Annotated in this window: 24 protein-coding genes; 10 read left to right on the plus strand and 14 right to left on the minus strand. The window is 75.5% G+C overall.

Translation table 11 applies throughout. The annotated features are described in order from the left end of the window. Positions 1–297 precede the first annotated feature (297 nt). A complete protein-coding gene (locus AB0O19_RS10940; protein ID WP_363619101.1) occupies positions 298–1,137 on the plus strand; it encodes a hypothetical protein in 840 nt (279 codons plus the stop codon). Here the strand turns inward: AB0O19_RS10940 and AB0O19_RS10945 are convergent. Further along, a complete protein-coding gene (locus AB0O19_RS10945) occupies positions 1,034–1,768 on the minus strand; it encodes a TetR/AcrR family transcriptional regulator (protein ID WP_363619102.1) in 735 nt (244 codons plus the stop codon). The genes AB0O19_RS10940 and AB0O19_RS10945 overlap by 104 nt on opposite strands. 102 nt (positions 1,769–1,870) lie before the next feature. On the opposite strand from AB0O19_RS10945, the gene AB0O19_RS10950 reads away from it, so the two are divergent. Continuing rightward, a complete protein-coding gene (locus AB0O19_RS10950) occupies positions 1,871–2,521 on the plus strand; it encodes a hypothetical protein (protein ID WP_363619103.1) in 651 nt (216 codons plus the stop codon). A 136-nt stretch (positions 2,522–2,657) separates the two neighbouring features. Continuing rightward, positions 2,658–3,134 carry a hypothetical protein gene (locus tag AB0O19_RS10955; protein ID WP_363584906.1) on the plus strand — a complete coding sequence of 159 codons (477 nt, stop codon included), beginning with the start codon at positions 2,658–2,660 and terminating at the stop codon, positions 3,132–3,134. Between the two features lie 76 nt (positions 3,135–3,210). Here AB0O19_RS10955 and AB0O19_RS10960 read toward each other — a convergent pair whose 3' ends face one another. Both AB0O19_RS10960 and AB0O19_RS10965 read right to left on the minus strand, forming a co-directional pair. Next, positions 3,211–3,666: a nuclear transport factor 2 family protein gene (locus AB0O19_RS10960; RefSeq protein WP_363619104.1), complete on the minus strand. Its 456-nt coding sequence runs from the start codon at positions 3,664–3,666 to the stop codon at positions 3,211–3,213. A gap of 142 nt (positions 3,667–3,808) precedes the next feature. Further along, a complete protein-coding gene (locus AB0O19_RS10965) occupies positions 3,809–4,414 on the minus strand; it encodes a TIGR03086 family metal-binding protein (RefSeq protein ID WP_363619105.1) in 606 nt (201 codons plus the stop codon). 235 nt (positions 4,415–4,649) lie between these two features. Here AB0O19_RS10965 and AB0O19_RS10970 point away from each other — a divergent pair, with 235 nt between their 5' ends. Continuing rightward, positions 4,650–6,791 (plus strand): MFS transporter, encoded by a 2,142-nt coding sequence (locus tag AB0O19_RS10970; RefSeq protein ID WP_363619106.1) that lies wholly within the window; start codon positions 4,650–4,652, stop codon positions 6,789–6,791. 33 nt (positions 6,792–6,824) lie between these two features. On the opposite strand, the gene AB0O19_RS10975 is transcribed toward AB0O19_RS10970, so the two are convergent. Next, positions 6,825–7,691, minus strand: a complete 867-nt coding sequence (locus AB0O19_RS10975; RefSeq protein WP_363619107.1) for a LysR family transcriptional regulator — start codon at positions 7,689–7,691, stop codon at positions 6,825–6,827. Positions 7,692–7,813: 122 nt separating this feature from the next. Here AB0O19_RS10975 and AB0O19_RS10980 point away from each other — a divergent pair, with 122 nt between their 5' ends. Beyond that, positions 7,814–8,413, plus strand: a complete 600-nt coding sequence (locus AB0O19_RS10980; RefSeq protein WP_363584918.1) for a short chain dehydrogenase — start codon at positions 7,814–7,816, stop codon at positions 8,411–8,413. A gap of 30 nt (positions 8,414–8,443) precedes the next feature. On the opposite strand, the gene AB0O19_RS10985 is transcribed toward AB0O19_RS10980, so the two are convergent. Further along, positions 8,444–8,887 (minus strand): MarR family transcriptional regulator, encoded by a 444-nt coding sequence (locus AB0O19_RS10985; protein ID WP_363584920.1) that lies wholly within the window; start codon positions 8,885–8,887, stop codon positions 8,444–8,446. Positions 8,888–8,987: 100 nt separating this feature from the next. Between AB0O19_RS10985 and AB0O19_RS10990 the strand changes: the two genes are divergently transcribed. Further along, a complete protein-coding gene (locus AB0O19_RS10990; protein WP_363619108.1) occupies positions 8,988–9,821 on the plus strand; it encodes a helix-turn-helix domain-containing protein in 834 nt (277 codons plus the stop codon). Here the strand turns inward: AB0O19_RS10990 and AB0O19_RS10995 are convergent. The 4 genes from AB0O19_RS10995 to AB0O19_RS11010 all read right to left on the minus strand — a co-directional run bounded on the left by AB0O19_RS10995 (position 9,784) and on the right by AB0O19_RS11010 (position 13,733). Next, the gene (locus AB0O19_RS10995) at positions 9,784–10,755 is read right to left on the minus strand and encodes an iron-siderophore ABC transporter substrate-binding protein (protein ID WP_363619109.1); all 972 of its coding nucleotides are present in this window, start codon (positions 10,753–10,755) and stop codon (positions 9,784–9,786) included. The two genes, AB0O19_RS10990 and AB0O19_RS10995, sit on opposite strands and share 38 nt — an antisense overlap. Positions 10,756–10,822: 67 nt before the next feature. Continuing rightward, positions 10,823–11,629: an ABC transporter ATP-binding protein gene (locus tag AB0O19_RS11000; protein ID WP_063348212.1), complete on the minus strand. Its 807-nt coding sequence runs from the start codon at positions 11,627–11,629 to the stop codon at positions 10,823–10,825. Further along, positions 11,629–12,705, minus strand: coding sequence for an iron ABC transporter permease (locus tag AB0O19_RS11005; RefSeq protein ID WP_363619110.1), 1,077 nt, complete (start codon positions 12,703–12,705; stop codon positions 11,629–11,631). Before AB0O19_RS11005 ends, AB0O19_RS11000 begins: the two co-directional genes overlap by 1 nt. Further along, positions 12,702–13,733 carry an iron ABC transporter permease gene (locus AB0O19_RS11010; protein ID WP_363377332.1) on the minus strand — a complete coding sequence of 344 codons (1,032 nt, stop codon included), beginning with the start codon at positions 13,731–13,733 and terminating at the stop codon, positions 12,702–12,704. The genes AB0O19_RS11005 and AB0O19_RS11010 overlap by 4 nt, the downstream gene beginning before the upstream one ends. A gap of 100 nt (positions 13,734–13,833) precedes the next feature. On the opposite strand from AB0O19_RS11010, the gene AB0O19_RS11015 reads away from it, so the two are divergent. Further along, the gene (locus AB0O19_RS11015; protein WP_363619111.1) at positions 13,834–14,460 is read left to right on the plus strand and encodes an HAD family hydrolase; all 627 of its coding nucleotides are present in this window, start codon (positions 13,834–13,836) and stop codon (positions 14,458–14,460) included. A gap of 46 nt (positions 14,461–14,506) precedes the next feature. On the opposite strand, the gene AB0O19_RS11020 is transcribed toward AB0O19_RS11015, so the two are convergent. Further along, positions 14,507–14,749: a hypothetical protein gene (locus AB0O19_RS11020; RefSeq protein ID WP_350877480.1), complete on the minus strand. Its 243-nt coding sequence runs from the start codon at positions 14,747–14,749 to the stop codon at positions 14,507–14,509. A gap of 473 nt (positions 14,750–15,222) precedes the next feature. Here AB0O19_RS11020 and AB0O19_RS11025 point away from each other — a divergent pair, with 473 nt between their 5' ends. Then, positions 15,223–15,606, plus strand: coding sequence for a cold-shock protein (locus AB0O19_RS11025; protein ID WP_063348207.1), 384 nt, complete (start codon positions 15,223–15,225; stop codon positions 15,604–15,606). Between the two features lie 8 nt (positions 15,607–15,614). Here the strand turns inward: AB0O19_RS11025 and AB0O19_RS11030 are convergent, their stop codons facing one another. The 4 genes from AB0O19_RS11030 to AB0O19_RS11045 all read right to left on the minus strand — a co-directional run bounded on the left by AB0O19_RS11030 (position 15,615) and on the right by AB0O19_RS11045 (position 19,150). Beyond that, positions 15,615–16,466, minus strand: a complete 852-nt coding sequence (locus AB0O19_RS11030; protein ID WP_363619113.1) for a 1,4-dihydroxy-6-naphthoate synthase — start codon at positions 16,464–16,466, stop codon at positions 15,615–15,617. Next, positions 16,459–17,223: a futalosine hydrolase gene (locus tag AB0O19_RS11035; RefSeq protein WP_363619114.1), complete on the minus strand. Its 765-nt coding sequence runs from the start codon at positions 17,221–17,223 to the stop codon at positions 16,459–16,461. The genes AB0O19_RS11030 and AB0O19_RS11035 overlap by 8 nt, the downstream gene beginning before the upstream one ends. 10 nt (positions 17,224–17,233) lie before the next feature. Beyond that, positions 17,234–17,764, minus strand: coding sequence for a hypothetical protein (locus tag AB0O19_RS11040; RefSeq protein WP_363584940.1), 531 nt, complete (start codon positions 17,762–17,764; stop codon positions 17,234–17,236). Between the two features lie 72 nt (positions 17,765–17,836). Continuing rightward, the gene (locus AB0O19_RS11045; protein WP_363619240.1) at positions 17,837–19,150 is read right to left on the minus strand and encodes an MFS transporter; all 1,314 of its coding nucleotides are present in this window, start codon (positions 19,148–19,150) and stop codon (positions 17,837–17,839) included. A gap of 630 nt (positions 19,151–19,780) precedes the next feature. On the opposite strand from AB0O19_RS11045, the gene AB0O19_RS11050 reads away from it, so the two are divergent. Beyond that, positions 19,781–20,662 carry a DUF3027 domain-containing protein gene (locus AB0O19_RS11050; RefSeq protein WP_363585068.1) on the plus strand — a complete coding sequence of 294 codons (882 nt, stop codon included), beginning with the start codon at positions 19,781–19,783 and terminating at the stop codon, positions 20,660–20,662. 169 nt (positions 20,663–20,831) lie between these two features. After that, complete coding sequence (locus tag AB0O19_RS11055) at positions 20,832–24,128, plus strand: molecular chaperone Hsp90 (protein WP_363619115.1); 3,297 nt, start codon at positions 20,832–20,834, stop codon at positions 24,126–24,128. Positions 24,129–24,131 lie beyond the last annotated feature (3 nt).

Here is a 24,131-nt window from a genome sequence, read left to right on the forward strand (position 1 = left end):
CGGCCCGTGGTGGACCGGTCCTCAGGACTCGCGCGGGCGGGGGCGGGGTGGGTAGCGTCACGGCCGAGGGTGGTCCGGTGGGCCGGGGTTCGGGCGCGAGGCGGGGTGTCGGTGATGACGGACGGCGAGTGGTGGCGCAGGAGCGGGCCGTGGAGCGGCCGTTCGGGGGGCGGGGCCGGGGCCTCCGGCGGGTCTGCCGGGTCCGGTGCTGCCGGTGACAAGGGTGGTTCGGGCGGTTCGGGTGCATCCGGCGCCTCCGGTCCGTCCGGTCCGTCCGGTGCCTCCGACGGGGACAGCGTGTACGACACGGCGGCGCCGGGCGGCGGGACCCCGTCGGTGCCGCTGGACCCGCCCCGGACGCCGCGCACCCCGGGGGCCGGGGCGCCGCCCGTCCAGCTGGACAAGCCGCGCTTCGACGGGCCCGAGGACGATCCGGGCTCCATCCCGCCGCCCCAGGTGTACAGCTCCGGCGCGAACGGCTGGGATCTGGTGCTGCTCAACTTCTCGGACGCGCCGCAGGCTCCGCCGAAGCCGATCCCCGAGCAGCGTGCCGGGGACGGGGCGGGAGCGGCGGGTGCGCAGGCCGCCGATCCGGCGGGGGCTGCGGCTGGGGCGGCTGCGGCGGCCTCGGCGAAGGGGAAGAAGCAGCGCAAGGCCAGGTGGAGGGCGGCCGCCGCGGGGAAGGCGAAGGCGCAGCCGACCGCCCCCGCCGGCCAGGCCGGTGCCGGTGCGGGCGCAACTGCCGGTGCGGGCGCAGGTGCGGGCGCGGGCGTCGGGGCCCGTCGGCCGTCCCTGCTGGTCCTGCTCTCCTGCGGGCTGCTGATCGGCGGCGCCGCCATGAGCTTCTTCCCGGCCATGCTGGTCGGCTGGGCCCTCGGCTACCTGTCCCGCCAACTCTCCGATCTGATGCGCAAGTTCGTCATCCTCGGGATCCCGCTGATCACGATGAGCGCGGCCACCCTGCACGCCATGCAGGCCAAGCCGGGCGCCCAGGGCGGCGCGGGCGTGCAGGCCGGTGCGCAGTTCAGTCAGATCAGCTGGTCGGCGGCCCCGGGCGTGCTGCGCCTGTCGGCGGTGCTGTCGGCGGTGGTGCTGCTGCTGTTGAGCCTGCGCCGTCGTCCGCCGCAGCAGGGCTGACGCCCGGGACGAGGGCGGCGAAGCCGGTGCAGAGCAGCCGGATGCTCTGGGTGAACTTCTCGTCCTGGCCGATTCGGGGGATCAACTCGCCCATGATCAGCGGAAACTCCGCGCACAGGTCGGCGTAGAGCTCGGCGCTGACGGGTGGTGGGGCCGGAGGCTGGTTCTGTTCCTGGAGGACGAAGCCGGTGACGTGGCTGAGCAGGATGTCGGCGGCGATGCCGCAGTGGACGGTGGGCAGGCCGGCGTCGAGGAGGGTGCGCAGCAGGCGTTCCATCAGGGAGAGGCCGCCGGAGCTGAGGACGCCGGGGCTCTCGGCGAGGAGCAGTGCGCCGCCGGGGTGTTGCTGGATGCTGCGGCGCAGGGTGGCGGCCTGGGCCTCGACCCGGTCCCACCAGGTGGCGTCGGGGGGGAGGGCGGCGAGGGCCGCGGTGCCGGTGTCGTAGGCCTGTCGGCAGACGCGGTCGGCCATCAGGGTGAGCAACTCGTCCTTGCCGCGCACGTGGTAGTAGAGGCTGCCGGCGTGGGCGTCGAGGCGGTCGGCGACCTGGCGCATGGACAGGTTGTGGTAGCCGACCTCCGCGAAGACGGCCATGCCCGCATCGACGATGCGCTCCTTGGTGAGCTTCATGGCTCCACCGTACAACGCTTTCCAACACTGTTCGAAAACTGTGCTAGCTTTGCCCTGCCCGGTTTTCGAACGGCGTTGGAATGTGATGGGGGAGGGGCAGTCATGGGGGCGATCCTGTTCAACGTGACCACGGCCGCGCTGATGGTCATGATGGTCAACTGCGGGCTCGGCGTGGTCGGCCGGGACACGCTGCGGGGGCGGCCGATCCCGTGGGCGGCGGTCGCCCTGACCGCGCTCGCCGTAGGCGGCGTGCTGCTCCAACTGCTCTGGTCCGGCGCCATGGACGCGCTCGACGCCGACCCCGCCAAGTCCGGCTGGTGGCGCGAGTTCACCTCGGTCTTCATGCAGAACGGCGGCCTCGGAGGCGGCCTGTGGAACCTCGCCACCCTCGCCGCCGTCGCCGCGCTCGCCCAGTGGTACTGGGGCGGCCCGCTCACCCTCGCCTTCTTCCTCGCGGGCATCCTGCTGCCCGGCCGGATCGACGACCTGCTCGGCTTCGGCGACGGCCCCAGCACCGACCCCCGCAACTTCGCCGGCAGCTCCGGCGCCACCTACTTCCTCGGCGCCACCCTGGCCCTCGCCTTCCTCACCCGCACCCGCCTCCCCAAGGAGCGCGCCCTGGCGGTCGGCGTCCCGGTGCTGGGCCTCGCCATGTGGCTCGCCCAGGACAACGGACACGGCCTGGTGGCGGTCTACGGCTTCGCCCTCGGTGCGGTGGCCTGGGCGGTTCGCGGTCGCCTGGCGCGACGGTAGCTGCGACCGCCTGGCGCGACGGTAGCTTGGGCCCGACCCGCTGAGCCCCGCCCGACCCGCTGAGCCCCGCCCGACCCGCTGAGCCCCGCCCGACCCGCTGAGCCCCGCCCGACCCGCCACGACCCGGAGGTGCCCGATGGCCCGCCTGTACGTACGGCCCGGCCCGAATCCCGACGAACCGGACGCGCCCGCCGCGGTCCTGGTCGTCGACCCCGACGGCACCCCCGGTGAGCGCGCCCTGGACCGGCTCGGCTCGTACTGCTACGAGGGCGACGGGGTGTTCTACCTGGTGCAGACGGACGGTTGGTTCGAGCCCTCCCTGGAGGGGGACCGGCTGGCGATCTCGGTGGCCGTCTACCCGGTGGCGCTGGAGCAGGTGGGCGTCGACCCCGCCGACTTCCCCGACCGCTCGACCGTCGACCCGCGCGCCCACCTGGTCCTGCGCGCCGGGACGACCGTCGATCCGGTGCTGCCCGCCTGGTTCGACGAGGGGCTGGCCGTCTTCACCGCCGGCCCCGGCACCCCGCTCGAAGACCTCCTCGCCTCCGAGGACGACTGGCCGATCATCCTCGCGCCGCCGCCCGAGGAGATCCAGGACGGCGACGACGAGTAGGGCATCGCCCCGCCGGGCCCGGATCGCCCGCCCTGTCGGGCCGATCGCTCAGCCCGGCGGCCGGTGCGACCTCCGCTCAGCGCGCGAAGCCCGCCAGCAGCCCCCGCGGGTCGAAGGTCACCCGGATCCGGGTGATCCTCCCGTTCTCCACGTGGCTCCAGTTCGCCGTCGGCGCCGGTGGCGCGATGCTCGTGTGCAGGTCGAACCAGGTGATCACGTCGTCCCCCTCGGCGACCCGGGCGTGCACCTCGATCTTCTCCAGCACCTGCCCGAGCCCCTTCAGTCCGGCCAGGGCCTCCTCCACCCCCGACACCGTGGCCAGCGGGCCCACAAAGTCGACGTCCTCCGCCAGTAGCCCCCGCAGCGTCTCGAAGTCGCCCGCCTGCCAGGCCGCGAAGTAGGTCTCGGAAATCCCACGTGCAGTCTTCGTCGTCGTCATGCCTCCATCCTCGTCGTCGACGCACCGGTCCGGGCCCGCCTCGGCCTGGTCGCCCGACCCGACCAGCACTCGCCGGCCGTGCGCCTGCTGCACGCCCGGCTCCGTGCGTCCCTGCGGGCGGCGGACTGAGCGCGGCCGGCTGAGCGCTCGGGCAGCCAGGCGGTCAGGCGGTCAGGTGGTCAGGCGGTCGGGCGGTCGGGCGGTCGGGCGGTCGGGCGCTTGGGCAGCCAGGCGCTCAGCCGTTCCAGCGCGGATCGCGCCCGGAGGCGGCCAGCGCGCGGTCCAGCGCCGGGGCGCCCTCCGGCACCGCCACCGGGGCGGCGAAGCCGCCGTACTGGCGGTACAGCTCGGCGTTCTCCTCGACGACCTCCAGCACCAGCCGCGCGAGCTCCTCGTCGATCCCGATCGGACCGCCGGTCGCCCGGGCGACGTCCCAGCCGTGCAGGACGAGCTCCGCGATCAGCATCCGGGCGATGCCCTCCGCCGGTGCCGGGGAGCCGCCGAGGTCGACGTCCCCCGTCCAGGCGGCCGGGTCGGCCCAGGCCGCGACGGCGCGGTCCAGCTGGGCCGCGTAGGCGGCGGGCCAGCCGGGGTCGGCGGTGAAGTCGTGGTCGACCAGCGCCTCGGGCAGTTCGGTGCGGCGGGCCCGGTGCTCCAGGCCGTGCGAGGTGTAGAGCACCCAGTGGTTGACGAGCGCGCGGGCGTCGAAGTCCGTGCAGGGTGTCGGGCCGTCCAGCGGGTGGTTCGCCGGGACGCCGTCGGCGACGCGGGCGGCGGCCGCGGCGGCGCGGGCCAGTAGGGGGTGCAGGGGGTGGGCGTCCGGGGTCGGGTGATCGTTCATGCCCCGATCCTGCGCCGGTCGGGGCCGCCGGGTCTTGAAGAAACGCGACAGTCGGCGCCCTGACCAGGAGCATCGGGCCGGGGCTCGCGGCGGCCCGCCCCGAACGCCCCGAACGGTTCAAAATAGGCAGGTAGGCTGCTAATATTCGGCAGGCAGCCTGCCTATCTCCACCGGGATCTCCCCAGCAGGCCCCGCCCCGTCGCAGAGGTCCCGGAGGAAGCGGAAGGAACCCGGCATGCCTCTCCCCGGCGACACCCGCACCCCGCGGCAGGCGACCCCGGCGCCCGCCGGCAACGCCTTCGGCCCGCGCTTCGTGGCCCCGCTGTACCTGGGGGCCTCGCTCAACCCGGTCAACAGCTCGATCATCGCGACCGCGCTGGTGGCCATCGCGGCCGCCCTGCACCTCCCCGTCGGGGACACCGCGGTCCTGATCTCCTGCCTGTACCTCACCAGCGCGCTGGCCCAGCCCGCCGCCGGGCGGCTCGCCGAGGAGTTCGGGCCCCGGCGGATCTTCGTCGCCGGCATCGTGCTCGTCTTCGCGGCCGGGATCGTCGGCACGCTGGCCCACTCGATGGCCGCCCTGATCGCGGCCCGGGTGCTGATCGGCGCGGGCACCTCGACCGGCTACCCGGCCGCGATGCTGCTGATCCGCCGCCGCGCCGAACAGGCCGGGTACCAGGCCCCGCCGCGCGGGGTGCTCGGCGGCCTGGCGATCACCGGCGCCGCCACCGTCGCCGTCGGCCCCGCCCTCGGCGGACTGCTGGTGGGCTGGTTCGGCTGGCAGACCGCCTTCTGGATCAACATCCCGGTCGCCGCCGTCGCCCTGGTCCTGGCCGTGGTCGGGATCGCGCCGGACCCCGATCCGCTGCGCCTCGGTTCACCCCGCGCCCTCGTCTCCCGCCTCGACCTGCCCGGCATGCTGGGCTTCGGCGGCTCGCTGACCGCCCTGATGGTCTTCCTCGCCGCCCTGCCGCGCCCGGACTGGCCCGCGCTCGCCGCCGCCCTCGTCCTCGCCGCCGTGCTGGTCGGCTGGGAACTGCGCGCCGCCCACCCGTTCCTCGACGTCCGGCTGCTCGCCTCCAACGGGGCCCTGACCCGCACCTACGTGCGCAACGGCCTGACGCTGATGGGGACGTACGTGATCCTCTACGGGCTCACCCAGTGGCTGGTGGCGGCCCGCGGACTGTCCGCCTACCAGGCCGGCCTGGCGCTGATGCCGATGGGCGTCCTGAGCGCCGTGACCGCCCGGGTGGTGGCACGACGGACGGGCGTGCGGCTGCCGTTGATCGCCTGCGCGGTGCTGCTGCTGCTCGGCGCGGTGGCCGTGCTGTTCGTGGGCGTCGGCACCCCGATGGCGGCGGTCGTCGCCGTCAGCGCGGTGTTCGGCCTGACCTCCGGCGCCGGGACGGTCGCCAACCAGACGGTCCTCTACCAGGAGGCCCCCGCCGCGACGGTCGGCACCGCCTCCGGACTGCTGCGCACCTTCGGTTACCTCGGCTCCATCGCCTCGGCGGCGATCACCGGCGCCGCCTTCCACGGCCGGGTGGGCGACGCCGGCCTGCACTCCATCGCCTGGGTGCTGGTCGCGATCTCCGCCCTCCTCCTCGTCCTGACCGTCTGCGACCGCCGACTCGCCGAGTCCTGGCCGCCGCAGGCGAACCGGCCCGGGCCCACCCGGCCCGGGCCCACCCGGCCCGGGCCCACCCGGCCCGGGCCCACCTCAACCCGCAGAGAGCCGATCCACGACATGACCACCGTGACCACCATGACCACCGTGACCGAGACCGCGCCCGCGATCGACCCCGCCCGCACCGCGCTGCTGTTGATGGACTTCCAGCCCGCCGCCCTCGGCGCCGTCCCCGACCCGGAGGGTCTGCTGGCCCGCGCGGGCGAGGCACTGGCCTGGGCCCGCGCCCACGGCACGCACGTCGTCTTCGTCCGCGTCGCGTTCGCCGAGGCGGACCTCGCCGCCGTCCCCGACCGCAACAAGGCCTTCGCCCGGGTCGCCGAGGCCGGCCACCTCGCCGACGGCCACCCCGCGACGGCCGTGCACGAGTCCCTGGAGATCCGCGAGGACGACGTGGCCGTGCGCAAGACGCGCTTCGGCGTCTTCGCCGGTGACACCGATCTGCGCGCCGAACTGCGCGGGCGGGACGTGGACACCCTCGTCCTCGCCGGGCTCTCCACCAGTGGGGTGGTGCTGACCACCCTCCGGCAGGCGGCCGACGAGGACTACCGCCTGTTCGTCCTGGCCGACGCCACCGCCGACCCCGACCCGGAGGTGCACCGGGTGCTCATGGAGAAGGTCTTCCCGCGCCAGGCCTGGATCGTCGCCACCGCGGACCTGACCGCCCTGAGCGTGCCCGGGAGCCGGTGAGGCGCGGCGGAGACGTGCGACGGTCGAGCCAGACTAGCCGCTCACCACTTCCCGGACCGCCGTGAGGAAGTCCGCCGTCCGGGGATGGGTGGGGTGAGCGGGGTGGGCGAGGTAGACGGTGGCGCCAGGGGCGTCCGAGACCGGGAGGAAGCGGACGCCCGGATGGCTGTGGCTCTCCGCGGTACCTGCCGCGCCGAGGCCGAACGCACCGCCGGTGGCGATGAGGTTCAGCCACTCGTCCACGTTGCCCACCTCGACCGTCCCGACCGGGCGCTGCTCCGGGGGCCACAGGTCCGGTGAGGCGGTACCGACACCCGGCCACAGGGCCAGCGGGAGGTCCTGGCCGACGGTGAGTTCGGCCAGCAGCACCCCGTCCCGGTCCGCAAGGGGGTGGTCGTCGGACAGGGCCGCGACCTGGCCCTCCGTGTAGAGGGCCTCGGTGCGGATACGCGGATCGGCGGGGGCGGTGCGGAGCACCGCCACGTCGGTGTCCCCGGTGGCGAGGCCCGCGGTGCTGTTGTCCCGTCGGACCACCTCGAGCGGGGCGTGCGGGTGCGTGCGGCGCCACGACCGGAGCAGCGGGACGGTCTGCTGTCCGAGCACCGCGCAGGTGTAGCCCAGCCGCAGGGGGCGGGAGATCGTCCGGGCGTCCGCGAGGGCCGCATCCAGGTGGGCGAGGATCGCCCGGGCGTGTCCGAGGAGGGTGGTGCCGGCCTGGGTGAGGGCCAGGTGCCGGGAGGAGCGGTCGACGAGCCGGACGCCGACGCGGGTCTCCAGCTGGGCGAGCGTGCGGGAGAGGGCGGGCTGCGTCATGTGTAGCCGGGCCGCGGCGGCGGTGACGGTGCCCGCCTCGGCCAGCGCGTCCAGGGCCCTGAGGTGACGCAGTTCCACATCATCCATGCCTGTGGAGCATAGTCCCTGCCCAAACGGCATTTCCGGGGACGGGGCGTGATCCGTAGCGTCACAGGTACCCGGGGCGGTTCCCGGGGTTCGGTCCCGAGACGTGATGGACGGTGTGGGTCATGAGGATTCTTCTGGTCGGTGCGAGTGGAACGCTGGGCAGCGCGGTGCGCCGGGCGCTCGCGGAGCGCGGCCACGAGGTGATCGGCGCGGGCCGCACGGGTGGGGACCTGGTGGCCGATGTCACCGACCCGGAAGCGGTGGCCAGGCTGTACGCGCAGGCAGGCCCGCTGGACGCGGTCGCGGTCGCGGCGGGCGCCGCCGTGTTCAAGCCGCTCGGCGAGCTGACCGCCGGCGATGTCGCGGCGACGTTCCGCGGCAAGGCGCTGAGCCAGTTGGAGCTGGTCCGCCAGGGCGCCTCCCATGTTGCCGGGACCGGCTCGTTCACTCTGGTCAGCGGGATCCTCACCGAGGAGCCGATCGTGGCCGGGGCTGCCGCATCCGCGGCGAACGGTGCCGTCGAGGCGTTCGTACGAGCCGCCGCGATCGAACTCCCGCCCCAGCGGATCAACGCGGTGAGCCCGACCGTGGTCGAGGAGTCCCTGCCCGCCTACGGGCCCTTCTTCCCCGGCATGGAGGCGGTACCCGCCGCCCGCGTGGCGACGGCGTACGTCCGCTCGATCGAGGGCGCGCAGACCGGCCAGATCTACCGGGTCCGCTAGAAGCAACCGAGCCGGCGCGAAGGACGGGCCCTAGCTGTCCGCCAGGCGGTTCATGATCTCCGCCGCCCGGTCGAGCGTCTTGCGCTCGCCGGCCCGGAGGGTGGATCCGATCACCTCGGCCAGCCACGCCTCCCGCGCCGCCGGGATCCGCTCGCACAGGTCGGCTCCGGCCGGGGTCGCGCTGAAGAGGGACTTGCGCCCGTCGTTCGGGTCCTTGGCGGCGCTGACCAGGCCGCCGGCCCGCAGCGCGGCCACGGTCTCCGCCATGGACTGGCGGCGCACGTGCTCGGCCTGGGCGAGTTCGGTCACGGTCGCCGGGCCCTCCTGCACGACGCGGTGCAGGGTGGTCAGGTGCGACCAGTTCCACGGCAGGTCGTCGATCGGGGCCTCGGTGCGCAGCCGCGCCCGCAGCCGCGTCATCGCGCGCATCAGCTCGACGGCGGTGTCCTCGGGCGGGGCCGGTTCGCTACTCACCGTGCCAGCTTATGGCAGGGCGCAGCCGCCCCGACCGGCGCCGGAACCCCGGCGTCGCGTGCCCGGAAAGACCGGCCGGACGGGATCTAGCCTGGCCGGTATGGACTCTCCCGACCTCGGACGCGGCGTGCTCCACCCCGCCCGCGCGGCGGAGGCGGTCAGGGTGGAGCGGCGCGTGCCCGCCCCCGCCGTGGCGCGCTTCGTCGAGTTCTACTGGCTGGTCCGCTGGGACCGGCGTGGCCGGCCCCCGTACGAGCAGAAGGTGCTCGCCCACCCGAACGTGCACCTGGTCTTCGAGGCCCCGCGGGCCCGCGTCTACGGGGTCGACCGGTCGCTCTTCGTCCGCCGCCTGGAGGGCGCCGGGCACGTGCTGGGAGTGAAGTTCCGGCCGGGCGCGTTCCGTTCGTTCGCCGGGCACCCGGTGGCCGGGCTCGCGGACCGGTCGGTGCCCGCGGCCGCCTACTTCGGCCCCGAGGCGGACCGGCTCAACGAGGACGTCCTCGGCGAACGGATGCGGGACCAGGCCGCCCTCGTGGACGCCTTCCTGCTGCCCCGGCTGCCCGCGCCCGACCCGGTCGCGCAGGAGGTCGCCGCCATGGTGGAGCGGATCACCGGCACCCCCGACCTGTGCCGGGTCGACGACCTGGCGCGGGAGTTGGGCCTCACCGTCCGCCGGCTCCAGCGGCTGTTCGCCGAGTACGTCGGCGCCTCCCCGAAGTGGGTGCTGCGCCGCGCCCGCCTCCACGAGGCCGCCGAACGCGCCGACGCGGGCGGCACGTTGGACCTGGCGGCGCTCGCGGCCGAACTCGGCTACGCCGACCAGGCCCATCTCACCCGCGACTTCACGGCCGCCGTCGGCACCTCCCCGGCCCGCTACGCCGACGCCGCGCGGCGGGTCATGCCTCCAGGAAGCGCTGCAGCTCGGCCAGCATGAAGTTGGCGCCGGTGTACCCGATCCCCTGGAACCACAGCTGGTCGTCCACCGGGAACGCCCGGTGCGCCTTGACCGCCCCCAGCGCCTGCCAACCCGGGCTCTCCAGCGCGGCGTCGGTGCCGGCGACGGCCGGATCGCCGGAGGTGGCGTACAGCAGCAGGTCGCCGTCCGCCTTCGCGATCTGGTCCAGCGGGATCTCGACGTCGGACTGGTCGACGTTCTGCGCGTCCGGCCGCCCCACCTGGGCGTCCGACAGCACGATCCCGGGGAAGCTCAGCTTCCCGAACAGCCGGATCCCGCCGCCCTCCACGAACCGCACCAGGCTCACCTTCCGGCCGGACGCCTTCGCCGCCGACAGGGCCTGCACCACCTGGTTGGCGTGCCGCTGGTACGAGGAGACGAAGGCCGCCGCCGCGGCCTCCCGGCTCAACGCCTGGGCGTGCACCTGGAAGTCGGCCTTCCACGGCGCGCCGGTGGTCTGGGTGAGCACGGTCGGCGCGATCTCCCGCAGCTGGTCGTAGTGGTCGCCGTCGCGCGCCTGGTTGGAGAGGATCAGGTCAGGCCGCAGCGCCCGGATCGCGACCAGGTCCGGGGCGCCGGCCAGGCCGACCCGGTGGATCCCGGCGACCCGGGAGGCCGGCCAGTAGGCGGGGAACCGGATGTCGGCGGCCGGCAGCGCGGCGCCCACCGGGGTGATGCCGAGGGTCAGCGCGGAGTCCAGCACGTCCGTGTCGAGGACGACCACCCGCAGCGGCTCGCCCGGCACCAGCACCGGCCCGGTGGCCGCGTCCACCGTGACCGGCGGCACCGGGGTGGGCGAGGCGGACGCGCCCAGGCCGTCGGCGGTCGGCGGCGCCGACCGCCCGGTCGTGCAGGCCGCGAGCGCGGCCCCGCCGAGACCGGCGAGGAACGAACGGCGGGCGATCCGGTGCATCGGCGGTCCTCGGGCGGTGAGGCTTCGGGGGCGCGCCGATTATGTCCGGTTTGGCGTGGAATTGCCGTCAGGCGTCCACGGCCGCCGCCCACGGGGCCCCCGGAACGACCAACGGCGTGCCCGTCACCGGGTCCGGCACCACCACCGACTCCAGCCCGAACACCTCCCGCACCAGCTCGGCCGTCACCACCTCGGTCGGCGCGCCCTGCGCCACCACCCGGCCGTCCCGCATCGCCACCAGGTGGTCCGCGTACCGGGCCGCCTGGTTGAGGTCGTGCAGCACCGCCACCACCGTCCGGCCGCGCTCGACGTTCAGCCGGCGGACCAGGTCCAGCACCTCCACCTGGTGCGCGATGTCCAGGTAGGTGGTCGGCTCGTCCAGCAGCAGGATGTCCGTGCCCTGCGCCAGCGCCATCGCGATCCACGCCCGCTGCCGCTGGCCACCGGACAGCTCGTCCATGCTGCGCTCGGCCAGCTCCGCCGTGGACGTCCGCTCCAGCGCCTCCGTCACCGCCGCCTCGTCCTCCGGCGACCACTGCTGCCACCAGCTCTGGTGCGGCTGGCGGCCCCGCGAGACCAGGTCCGCCACCGAGATGCCCTCCGGCGCCGTCGGCGACTGCGGCAGCAGGCCCAGCCGCTGGGCGATCCGCTTCGTCGGGATCCGCGCCAGCTCCTCGCCGTCCAGCAGCACCGCGCCCCGGACCGGCTTCAGCAGGCGCCCCAGGGCCCGCAGCAGCGTCGACTTGCCGCAGGCGTTCGGGCCGACGATCACCGTCACCCGCCCGTCCGGGATGCCGACGTCCAGGCCCTCGACGACCGTGCGCGCCTCGTAGGCCAGGGTGAGGCCCCGGGCCTCCAGACGGTGAGCGGACATCAGGAACCTCCACGACGGGAACGAATCAGCAGCCACATCAAGTACGGCGCGCCGACCATGCCGGTCACCACGCCCACCGGCAGCTCGGTCGGCGCCATCAGCCGCCGGGCGATCAGATCGGCCAGCACGACCACCAGCGCGCCCGTCAGCGCCGAGCAGAACAGCGGGACCTGCGCGGACCGGACCAGCCGCAGCGCGATCTGCGGGGCCATCAGCGCCACGAAGTCCACCGGCCCGGCGGCGCCCGCCGCGCACGAGGCCAGCACGATGCCCAGCAGCGCCATGCCGAGGCGGATCCGGTCCAGCCGCAGGCCCAGACCGACGGCCGTCGCGTCGTCGAAGGAGATCGAGCGCTGCGCCCGCGCCGCCCACAGGACGACGGGCACGGCGGCGAGCAGCACCCAGGCCAGCCAGCCGGCCTGGTCGTAGCCGGCGCCGTTCAGGCTGCCCGTCATCCAGACCTTCGCGGCCTGCGCCTGGAAGCCGTCGCCCTTGGTCAGGAACACGGAGGTCAGCGAGGACAGGGCCACGCTGATCCCGATCCCGATCAGCACGAAGCGCTGCGCGTGCAGGCCGCGCCGCCACGCCAGCGCGTACACCAGCAGCCCGGCCACCAGCCCGCCCGCCACCGCCGCGTACGGGGCCTGACCGGTCGAGCCGACCACGCCGTACGCCATCAGCCCGACGACGGTGGCGGTCGCGCCCCAGGTCACGCCCACCACGTCGGGGCTGGCCAGCGGATTGCGGGCGACGGTCTGGATCAGCGCCCCGGCCAGCCCCAGAGCGGTGCCGACCAGCAGGCCCACGACCACCCGGGGCAGCCGGAACTCGCCGACCACCAGCTCGTGCGGGCTCGGCTGCCCGAGCACCACCTTCACCACCTCGACCGGGGACACGGCCGACTCGCCCAGGCAGAGCGAGGCGACGACCGTCCCGGCCAGCGCGACCAGCAGGCCCAGCGCCACCACCGCCGACCGGCGGTGCAGCAGCACGGACGCCCGCCCGGCCCGCAGCACGGCGTACCCGCGCGGGGAGACGGCGCCGCGCCCGGCGGTTCGCACGCCCTGCGCGCTCATGACGCGACCACCTTCCGGCGGCGCACCAGCGCGACCAGGACCGGGACGCCGACGAGCGCCGTCATCACGCCCGCCGGGACCTCCGACGGCGGGAAGAGGACCCGCCCCAGGGTGTCGGCGAGCAGCAGCAGGGCCGGGCCGAGGACGGCGGAGAAGGCGAGCACCCAGCGGTGGTCCGCGCCGGCGACGGCCCGCGCCGCGTGCGGGACGGCGAGGCCGACGAAGGCGATCGGCCCGGCGGCCGCGACGGCCGAGCCGGTCAGCACCGTCGCGCCGAGCGCGCCGACCGCCCGGACCAGGCCGGTCTTGGCGCCGAGGCCCTTGGCGGTGTCCTCGCCGAGCGCGAGCGCGTCCAGGCCGCGGGCCACCGCGACCACCAGCACCGTGCCGACGGCGAGGAACGGCAGCAGCTGCCAGGCCACGTCCGAGGTCCGCCCGGAGAGCGAGCCGACGTGCCAGAAGCGGAACTGGTCCATGGTGGCCGCGTCGGTCGTCAGCACCATGGTGTTGAGCGAGGCGATGAACGCGGACATCGCCGAGCCGGCCAGCGCCAGCTTGATCGGCGTGGCCCCGCCCCGGCCGCGCCCGGCCAGGCCGTACACGAGCACGGTGGCGATCACGGCGCCCGCGAAGCCGAACCAGACGTAGCCGGTGAGGGTGGAGACGCCGAAGCCGGAGATGGCGAGGACCACGCCGGCCGCCGCGCCCTGGGAGACACCGAGGATGCCGGGGTCGGCGATCGGGTTGCGGGTGAGGCCCTGCATGACGGCCCCGGCGAGGCCGAGCGCCGCGCCGACGGCCAGCCCGACGACGGTGCGCGGCACCCGCAGCTCGCGGACGACGACGGCGTTGGCCGTGTCGCCGCCGTGCAGCAGGGCGTCGAGGGTGTCACCGAAGGGGATGGTGCGGCTGCCGACCGCCAGGCTCAGCAGCACCGCGGCGGCCAGGACGGCCAGCGCGGCGGCGAGCCACAGTATTCGGCGGCGCGCTGTCCGTCGCGCGCCGGGTGGCGCGGTGGTGTCGGTCATGGGCCCTCTCCGCAGACAACTCAGGTAAACCTAAGTTCCCGTCGGAAGCCGGGGCAAATTGCCCCGTCCCCCCGAACCGCCCGTTGGATAGCCTGGCGGCATGCCCGAGACCCGCACCGCCCCGCTCACCGTCGGCTTCGACCTCGACATGACGCTGCTGGACACCCGGCCGGGGATCCACGCCACCTACCTGGCGCTCGCGGCCGAGACCGGCGCCCGCATCGACGCCGACCTGGTGGTCACCCGGCTCGGCCCGCCGCTGCTGGACGAGATCCGCAACTGGTTCCCGGAGGACGAGGTGGAGCACGCCGTCACCCGCTACCGCGAGCTCTACCGCGACCTCGCCTTCGCCCCGACCGTCGCCCTCCCCGGCGCGCACGCCGCCGTCGAGGCGGTCCGCGACCACGGCGGCCGGGTCGCGGTGATCACCGGCAAGTACGAGCCGAACGCCCGCCTCCACCTGGAGCACGCCGGGCTGCACGCGGACGCGCTGGTCGGCGACCTCTGGGCGGAGACCAAGGGCGAGGCGCTGCGCGAGCACGGCGCGAGCGTCTACGTCGGCGACCACCTCGGCGACATCCGGGGCGCCCGGCACGCGGACGCCGTCGCGGTGTGCGTGGCCACCGGCCCGTACAGCGCGGACGAACTGCGCGCGGCCGGGGCGGACGTGGTGCTGGCGGACCTCACCGGCTTCCCGGCCTGGCTCGACGCCCACCTGGCCGGCTGAGCCCCGGCCCCGGGGCACGCCCGGAGCCACGCCCCGGGGCCGGGTCCTAGGACGCGCCCGCGGACTCCACCCGGCGCCGTTGGGCCCGCGCGTTCAGGAACAGCCCGGTCAGCGCGGCCAGGAAGCCCGCCGGCATCAGCATGCTCAGCCAGTACGCGGCCGTCGGCAGCGGCGTCAGGTGCAGGAACAGCGGGACGAAGGTGACCAGGGTGGCGAGCGCGCCCAGACCGAAGACGATCGTTCCGGCCTTGACGTACACGTCGCCGGGGTCGGCGCTCTGGCTGCTCACGTCTGCTCGCTCCTCGGGGCTGGTCGGGCGGTCGGTCCAGTCTGGCAGAGCGGCCGCCGGCCCCCCGCCACCGGAGCGACCCGGTCACGTTGCGCAGTTTCTCGGAAGCTGAACGTTTTGATCCCTGCTGGGCGGGGGTATGCAGGGGGTGCCGAGGGGTGCGACAGGTGCGCCCCGTTTCCTCAGACCCGGGGGTGTGAGCCGATGGACCGTGCTGAGCCGCGCCCCGGCCGTGCCAGTACCGGGTCGCCCGTGATCGCGAGACCGCCGCGCCCGTACCGCCCCCAACGGGCCTTGGAACGCGGATCTTTCGCGGAACGCGGATGAGGCAGTGACGGACCGTTAGTCTGCTCCTGACAGCGTGCTGACCATGAGCGCCCGCGGGCGCCGAGCCGAGGTCGGCTGCCTTCCCCACCACCCAGTGATCCCCGGCCAGGGCCGGGATCCCTCACACCCATTCGAGGACTGTCGAGATGCCCACCGGCCAGGTCAAGTGGTTCAACGAGACGAAGGGCTTCGGCTTCCTGTCGCGCGACGACGGCGGCGACGTCTTCGTCCACACCAAGGCGCTGCCCGCCGGTGTCACCGTGCTGAAGCCGGGCCAGCGGGTCGAGTTCGGCGTGGTCGCCGGCCACCGCGGCGACCAGGCGATGGCCGTGCAGCTGCTGGACGCACTGCCGTCGGTGGCCGCCGCCCAGCGCAAGAGCGCCGACGACATGGCGCCGATCGTCCAGGACCTGATCACCACGCTGGACGCGGTGCTGCCGGGCCTCCAGCACGGCCGCTACCCGGCCAAGGCGACCGGCCAGAAGCTGGCCGGCCTGCTGCGCGCGGTGGCCGACCAGTTCGACGTCTGACCGGGGGGTCAGAACGCCAGCGCACCCGGGTCGAGCGGCGGCACCAGCCCCTCCGCGGCGGCCCGGGTGAGCAGCGCGCGGACGGCCGCGTAGCCCTCCTCGCCGAGGTCCGCGGTGAACTCGTTCACGTACAGGGCGATGTGCTGGTCGGCGACGGCCGGGTCCATCTCCTGGGCGTGCGCCAGCACGTACTCCCGGCTGGCGCCCGGGTTCGCCCAGGCCTGCCGGACGGAGGCACGGACGGCGTCGGCGAGCGCGCGCAGCCGTTCGGCGCCGAGCGAGCGCCGGGCGACGATCGCGCCGAGCGGGATCGGCAGGCCGGTCTCCTGCTCCCAGGCCTCGCCCATGTCGGCCAGGCTGTGCAGGCCGTACTGCCGGTACGTGAACCGGGCCTCGTGGATCACCAGGCCGGCGTCCACCCGGCCGTCCCGGACGGCGGGCATGATCTCGTGGAACGGCAGGACGACGATCTCGCCGAAGCCGCCGGGCACCGCCTTCGCGGCCCAGAGCCGGAACAGCAGGTAGGCGGTGGAGCGTTCGGACGGCACCGCCACCGTCTTCCCGGTGAGGTCCGCGGGGGCGTCCGTGCCCGGCCGGGTGAGCACCAGCGGGCCGCAGCCGCGCCCGAGCGCGCCGCCGCAGGGCAGCAGGGTGTACTCGTCCAGGACCCAGGGCAGCGCGCCGTAGCTGATCTTCAGGACGTCCAGTTCGCCGCGCTCGGCCAGGCCGTTGGTGACGTCGATGTCCGCGAAGGTCACCTCGGGGGCGTCCGCCCCGGGCACCAGGCCGTGCGCCCAGGCGTGGAAGACGAAGGTGTCGTTCGGGCAGGGCGAGTACGCGATGCTCAGCCGTTCAGCCACGGCCGGCCTCCTCGATCAGTTCGTGGACGGGCAGTGCGGCGAAGGCCCGCTCCAGGGCGGCCAGCGCCTCGCCGATCCGCCAGGCGGCCCGGTCGCGCGGGCCGACCGGGTTGGAGACGGTCCGCAGTTCGAGCACCGGCACGCCGTACCGGGCGGCGGCCTCGGCCACGCCGAAGCCCTCCATCGCCTCGGCCAGGGCGCCCGGGTGGCGGGCGGCCAGCGCGGCGGCCCGCTCGGCGCTGCCGGTGACGGTGGAGACGGTCAGCACCGGGCCGGTGGCGGCGCCCAGGGCCCGGGCGGCCAGTGCGACGGCGGCCGGGGGAGGGGTGTGCCGGACGGTGCCGAAGCCCAGTTCGGTGACGTCGGCGAAGCCCTCGGGGGTCTCGGCGCCGAGGTCGGCGGTGACGATCGCGTCGGCCAGCACGGTGGTGCCGACCGGGGCGTGCGGGGCGAACCCGCCGGCGATCCCGGCCGAGACGACCAGGCCGTAGCGGCCCCCCGAGGCCGCCCGCGCCCCCAGCGCGGCGGAGGCGGCGGCCGCGGCGGCGGCCGGGCCGACCCCGCCCGCCAGGACGTCCACCGGGGCGCCCGCGGCCCGGTGCAGCGCACCGCCGGGCAACGGCAGCACGGCGGCCGGGCCGGGCAGGCCGCGCAGGACGGCCTCGGCCTCGGCGGGCACCGCGACGACGACGAGCAGCCGGGCCCGGTCGGGGCCCGGCTGCTCGTCGCGCTCGTCCGTGACGGCGTGTGCGGTCATCGCGGGAGCGTCAGCTGTCCTGGGTGTTCAGCTGGAAGTACCAGACGGCGACCGGGTTGTCCGAGTTCTTGTCTCCCTCGACCACGGTGACCAGGGTCTTGCCGGAGGCGTTCAGCACCTGGCTCGCCGGCTGGGAGCCGGAGAAGGTCGGGCCCTTGGCGTAGGAGAACAGGCTGTAGCGCCCGCCCTGGCCCTGCGAGCCGCCGTTGCTGAAGGCCCACCAGCCCTTGTCGGCCACGTTCGGGGAGACGCCGACGCCGACCCGGTCGCTCACCACGACGTCGGAGGTCGGGAGGGTGCCCTCCGCGAGGGCCTGGGTGGCCTTCTGCTGGCACTCCTGCTGCAGGTCCTCCGTGATCGGGCTGCCGCCGTTGAAGCACAGCGGGTCCGCGACGATCGAGGAGTTGCCGACCGTGAGGGTCGCGCGGTGGGAGCTGTGCTCGGTCTGGCCGCTCGCGATGGCGACGGACGTGCCGACCGTGGCAGCACCGACCACGACGACGGCGCCGAGGGCGGCGATGGCACGGGTATTGAGGCTCATGCGTCAGAATCTACCGGGCTTCGCCGATCACGCTACGCGGGGGTCGGCCGCCGCGTGTTGCCCGTGGCCGGTTCAGGCCACCCTGGGCGCCGTCGGGCGCCGCCGCAGGCCCACCCGGAACAGCGTGCGGACCGTCCATAGCAGCATCAGACCCACCACCCCGGCGGCCACCGACAGACCCAGCACGCCGTTCAGCGGCAGCAGGATGCCGACCGCGCCGCCGGCCACCCAGGACAGCTGGAGCAGCGTCTCCGACCGCGCGAACGCCGAGGTCCGCACCGCCTCCGGGACGTCCCGCTGGATCAGCGCGTCCAGCGACAGCTTGCCCAGCGAGGCCGCCACCCCGGCCACGCCGGCGACCAGGACCACCGTCACCACGCCGTACCAGAGCGCGGCCGCCGCCGTCGCGCCGGTCGCCAGCAGCAGCATCGCGGTGACCGTCGCCTCCGGGCCCCGGGTGCGCAGCCAGGAGCCCAGCACCGAACCCAGCGCGTTGCCCGTCCCCGCCGCCAGCGCCACCAGGCCCAGCGCCAGCGTCGGCCGCAGGCCCCCGATCGGCTCGTCGCGCAGCAGGAACGCCAGGAACATCACCAGGAAGCCGACCAGCCAGCGCAGCGCCGACATCGCCCGCAGCGCCAGGATCACCGACGGGCCGACGGTGCGCAGCGAGGCCTTCGGGGCCCGGGCGTCCTCCGGCGCCCGCTCGCCGTGCACACCGCCGTGCATCTCGGCGTGCAGGAGCGCGCGCTGCTCGCCCTTGGCGGAGTCCACCGCGTGCGGCAGGTGGAAGGCCATCAGGGTGCCGATCACGAAGACCAGGAACGCGCCGCGCAGCGGCCAGCCCGGCCCGATCAGGTGCAGCAGGCCGCCCACCCCGGCCGCCACCCCGGTGGCCAGCAGCCCGGCCAGGGTGACCCGGGAGTTCGCCTTCACCAGCGACAGCCGGCTCGGCAGCAGCCGCGGCACCACCACGCTGCGCACCACCCCGTACGCCTTGGACGCCACCAGCACGCCCAGCGCCTCCGGGTACAGCGCCAGGCCGCCGCCGGTGACCACCCCGGCCATCGTCCAGGCCAGCACCGCCCGGGCCAGCATCGACATCGCCATCGCCGCCCGGCGGCCGTGCGGCAGCCGGTCCAGCAGCGGGCCGATCACCGGGGCCAGCAGGGCGAACGGGGCCATCGTGATCAGCAGGTACAGCGACACCCGGCCGCGGGCCTCGCCGGTGGGTACGGAGAAGAAGATGGTCGAGGCCAGCGCGACGGTGATCAGCATGTCGCCGAAGGAGTTCAGCGCGTGCAGTTCGATCAGCTTCGCCAGGCCGGATTCGCCCGCGCCCTCCGCGGAAGTGGCCTTGCGGATCCGGCGGCCGGTGCCGTGCACCACCCGGCCGGTGCGGGCGCCGGCGGCGGAGGCGGTCCGGACCAGGAGGTTGCGGCTCGGCTCGGAGTCCTCTTCGCCAGGGTCCCCGTCCGGCGCGGCGAGCTGCCGGGCGTGGACGGCCGGGTCGGCGCCGGTGTCGGTGTCGGTCAGGGTGGCGATCGCGGCGCCGGTCTTGACGAGGCTCACGGGGGCGGCGGGCGACTCGAAATCGCCCCCCGGCTGCGGTTCGCCCGCAGCGGGGGCCGGAGACTGCTGTCGCGGCACGGCGTCCGCCTGGTCGGGGCTGCCGGCCTGCGAGGCGTGCAGTGCGTGCTGCGACGGGTCCTCGTCCGCCACATGCCCATCCTGCCCCAGAATCGCCGCAGTGACGCGGGAATCCACCCCCCTCGGCGCGGCCCCGGAACGGCCGCCACCGCCCCGGACTGTGCCGGGGCGCCGACCGGCGGGTAGCCTGCCCAAGGGCCGCGCGCCGAGCGCCGGGGCGCCGGCAGGCCCGGACGAGCGGCGCGGCCGGTATCCGCGGCGGCCCCTGGTCGCGCAGAATGGACAAGGGACTATCGAGCCGCGACGGAACAGGCAACACGCCGTGGGCGACAGAAGAACTGGGAGAGAATCGACGCCGTGAGTGCTGCGATGCGAAGCCGTACCCCCGATCGGCTCTGTGCCGAGGCCGTCGAACTCGCCCGGAAGGCGGCCGAGGAGGCCGTCGGCCCGGAGACCGTCGGACCACATCTCGGCGCCCAGGCGGACGCCGACCGCGTCGTCACCCACACCTTCGAGTGCCTGGACGCCGCCTACCGTGGCTGGCACTGGGCGGTCACCGTCGCCCGTGCCCCGCGCGCCAAGAACGTCACCCTCGACGAGGTCGTCCTGCTGCCCGGCGCCGACGCCGTCCTCGCCCCCCAGTGGGTGCCGTGGAGCGAGCGACTGCGCCCCGGCGACATGGGCCCGGGCGACCTGCTGCCCACCGGCGCCGACGACGCGCGCCTGGAACCCGGCTGGAGCGGCGAGGACGAGCCCGCCCCGAACTCCGCGGTCGCCCTCGCGGCCGAGGAGGACGTGGTCGTCACCGACCCGGGCATCCAGCCCGCCCCGGCCCGGGCCCGGATCAACGCCGTCGCCGAGGAGCTCGGCATGGGCCGCAGCCGGGTGCTCTCCCGGCTCGGCCTGCACCTGGCCGCCGACCGCTGGGAGAAGGCGCACGGCGCGCAGACGCCGATGGCGCAGGCCGCGCCCGCCGCGTGCGGCAGCTGCGGCTTCCTGATCCCGATCGGCGGCTCGCTCGGACAGGCCTTCGGCGTGTGCGGCAACGAGTTCGGGCCGGCGGACGGGCAGATCGTCTCCTTCGCGTACGGCTGCGGCGGGCACTCCGAGGCGGCCGTCATCCCGGCCCCGCCGGCGCCGTCCGAGCTGATCCTGGACGAGCTGGTGGTCGAGCCGATGCAGCTGCACCCGGACCGCACCTCCGGCTCGGTCGAGCCGGACGCCCCGGCTGAGGAGCTCGGGCACTCCTGACGACGTGTGCTCCGGCCCGCTCCACCGAACCGGTGGGGCGGGCCGCGGCGTTCGTGCGGGTGGGGGCCCTGCGGGCGCCCGGCGGCGGGGGCGCGGTCCGGAGCAGCGGCCGGGGCGGGGGAGAATGCCCCCCGTACGAAGTACAGGGCGGCGGAAGGCGGCAGGTCCAGTGGAACCTCGGATCATCGGCAGCGGCACGGACGAGCACCTCGCGGACCCCTTCGGGAGCGCCGCGCTGCGCCGGCGGGTGCTGGACGCCTGGGCCGCCTCGCCGGCCCGGTTCCGGGAGGACGCCAACGCCGAGGAGGAACTCGCGCTCGGCGGCTACCGCGACCGCCTGGTCGTCGAGTTGGCGCAGAACGCGGCCGACGCGGCGGTCCGGGCCGGGCACGGGCCCGGCCGGCTGAGGCTCACCCTCGCCGACGGCGTGCTCGCCGCCGCCAACACCGGAGCCCCGCTGGACGCGGCCGCCGTCGAGTCGCTGTCCACCCTGCGCGCCTCCTCCAAGCGCGGTGAGACGCCTGCCGTCGGCCGGTTCGGCGTCGGTTTCGCCGCCGTGCTCGCCGTCACCGACGAGCCCGCCGTGCTCGGCGCCGCCGGCGGGGTGCGCTGGTCGCTCGGCGAGGCCCGCTCGCTGGCCCAGGCGCAGCCCGCGCTGGCCGAGGAACTGCGCCGCCGGGACGGCCACGTGCCGCTGCTGCGGCTGCCGTTCGCCGCCGAGGGCCCGGCCCCCGAGGGCTACGACACGGTGGTGGTGCTGCCGCTGCGGGACGCCGCCGCCGAGGACCTGACCCGCCGTCTGCTCGCCGGCATCGACGACGCGCTGCTGCTCACCCTGCCCGGCCTCGCCGAGGTCGTGGTGGAGACCCCGGAGGGCACCCGGACGCTCACCCGTGCCGCCGCCGAGCCCCGCCCGGACGGCGTCACCGAGGTCACCGTGACCGACGACGCGGACGGCCGGCCGCGGCGGACCCGCTGGCAGACCGCCGGTGCCACCGGCACCCTGGCCGCCGAGCTGCTCGCCGACCGCCCCACCGAGGAGCGCGCCCGCCCGTACTGGACGGTCACCTGGGCCGTCCCGGTCGCCGCCGACGGGACCCCGCAGGCGCCCGGCATCGCGCCGGTGCTGCACGCGCCCACGCCCAGCGACGAGCCGATCGGCCTGCCCGCGCTGCTCATCGCCTCCTACCCGCTGGACTCCACCCGCCGGCACGTCGCCCCCGGCGCGCTCGCCGACTTCCTCACCGAGCGCGCCGCCGACAGCTACGCCGACCTGCTGCGCGCCCGCGGCGCCGACCTCGGCTCGCTCGGTCTCGTCCCCGGGCCGCTCGGCCAGGGCGCGCTCGACAACGCGCTCCGCGGGGCCGTCCTCTCCCGGCTGCCCGGCACGCCGTTCCTGCCGCACCCGGCGCCGGTCGAGGCGGGCACGCCCGCGCTGCGCCCCCGGGACGCCACCCTGCTGGAGGGTGCGGACGGCTCGGTGGTCGAGGCGTTGGCGCCGATCTTCCCCGGGCTGCTGCCGGCCGGGCTGGAGCGCCGCACCGAGCTGCGGGTGCTGAACGTGCGCCGGGTGCCGCTGGCCGACGTGGTCGACCAGCTCGGCGGTCTGGACCGCGAGCCCGCCTGGTGGCGCAACCTGTACGCGGCGCTCGGCGCCGCCGACCCGGAGGCGCTCGGCGCGCTGCCCGTCCCGCTCGCCGACGGCCGGACCGTCACCGGGCCCCGGCGCGTCCTGCTGCCCTCCGAGGACGCCGACTGGGCGGCCTTCCCCGGCTACCCCGAGTCGCTGGCCGACGCGCTCGCCGCCCTCGACCTGCGGCTCGCCCACCCCGAGGCCGCCCACCCGCTGCTCGCCAAGCTCGGCGCCGGCACCGCCACCCCGGCCGGGGTGCTCGACACCCCCGAGGTGCGGGCCGCCGTCGCCCGCTCCTACCAGGTGGCCGAGGACGACGTCGAGGCCGCGCTCGAACTGGCCGACGCCGTCCTGGCGCTGGTCAAGGTCGCCGGCCCGACCGCCGGCGAGCACCCCTGGCTGGCCCGGCTGGCCCTGCTCGACGACGAGGGCGAGCCCGCCCGCGCCGGTGAACTCGTCCTGCCCGGCAGCCCGTTCGCGGCCCTCGCCCGCGAGGAGGACGCCGGCTGGGTGGACGACGAGCTGCTGGAGCGCTGGGGCCCGGAGGTGCTCACCGCCGTCGGCGTGCTCGCCGACTTCGTCCTCGTCCGCGCCGAGGACGTGGTGCTCGACCCGGACGACCTGGAACGGCTCGACCCCACCGCGCCCGCCGACCGCGCGGCCGGCGGCCACCCCACCGGGCTGCTCGACGAGGCGCCCGACGGCCTCGCCGACTGGGCCGAGGACGCCCTCGAAGCCTTGCAGGCCGACGACGTCGTGGGCGTCCCGCCGGTGGCCGCCGAACTGCTGGCCGTCCGTGACCTCGACCTGGTCGACGACGACGCCTGGCCCGAGGCGCTCGCCGCGCTCTCCCGCCCGCCGTACCGGGACGCCGTGGTCAACCCCGTCCGCACCCTGCTGCCGGACGGCTCCTACACCGACCTGCCGCCGTACACCGCCTGGTGGCTGCGCGACCACCCGGTGCTGGACGGCCGGGAGCCCGCCGGGCTGCGCGCGGCCGGTGCCGACCCGCTGCTGCGCGGCCTCTACGACGAGGCCCGGACGACCCTGGACGAGCAGTTCCTGCACGCGCTCGGGGTGCGCACCACGCTGGCCGCGCTGCTCGCCGAACCGCACGGCCCGGACGAGGTGCTGGACCGGCTCACCGATCAGGCCTCCGATGTCGGCCACCGCCAACTGCACGGCTTGCACAGCGCGTTGGCGCGGGTCGAGATCGAGCGGATCGAACCGGTCGACGTGGTGCGGGCGCTGCCGCCGCTCGACCCGGACACCGGCCGCCGGCCGGCCCACACGGTGATCGTCGACGCCTCCAGGGCGGTCGTCGCCGACGCGCCCGACCTCGTCCAGCTCCTGCACCCGTACCCGCTGGTGCCGGTCGCCCCGGCGCTCGCCGCCGACCTCGCCGAGCGGCTGCACGTCTCGCTCGCCAGCGAGGTGGCGGGCGGGCGCGTGCTCTCCGAGGGCGTGCTGCACCGGGTCCCCGCCGTGGTGCGGGAGCTGCTGCCCGGCTGCCCGGTCGCCTACGAGGAGCACGAGGAGCTGCTGGTGGTCGGCCCGGACGGCAACGACGCCGCCGTGGACTGGCGTTGGGACGTCGAGGCGGACGCCCCGGAGGCGCCCTACGACCCGGACGCGGCCGAGGCCGCCGACGAGGACGACGAGTTCGAGCTCCCGCCGGTGCCCGGGCTGCTGCACGCGGCCACCCCGGAGGGCCTGGCGGCCGGGCTCGCCTGGTCGGTCGGGCAGTGGCACCGGCGGTTCGAGGTGCTGGCCGCGCTCACCGATCCGGACCGGGCGTACGAGCTGTCCGCGGCGCGGGACTTCGAGGGCTGAGAG

Origin of the sequence: Kitasatospora sp. NPDC091276 (genome assembly GCF_040684355.1) — a bacterium.
Lineage (GTDB): Bacteria > Actinomycetota > Actinomycetes > Streptomycetales > Streptomycetaceae > Kitasatospora.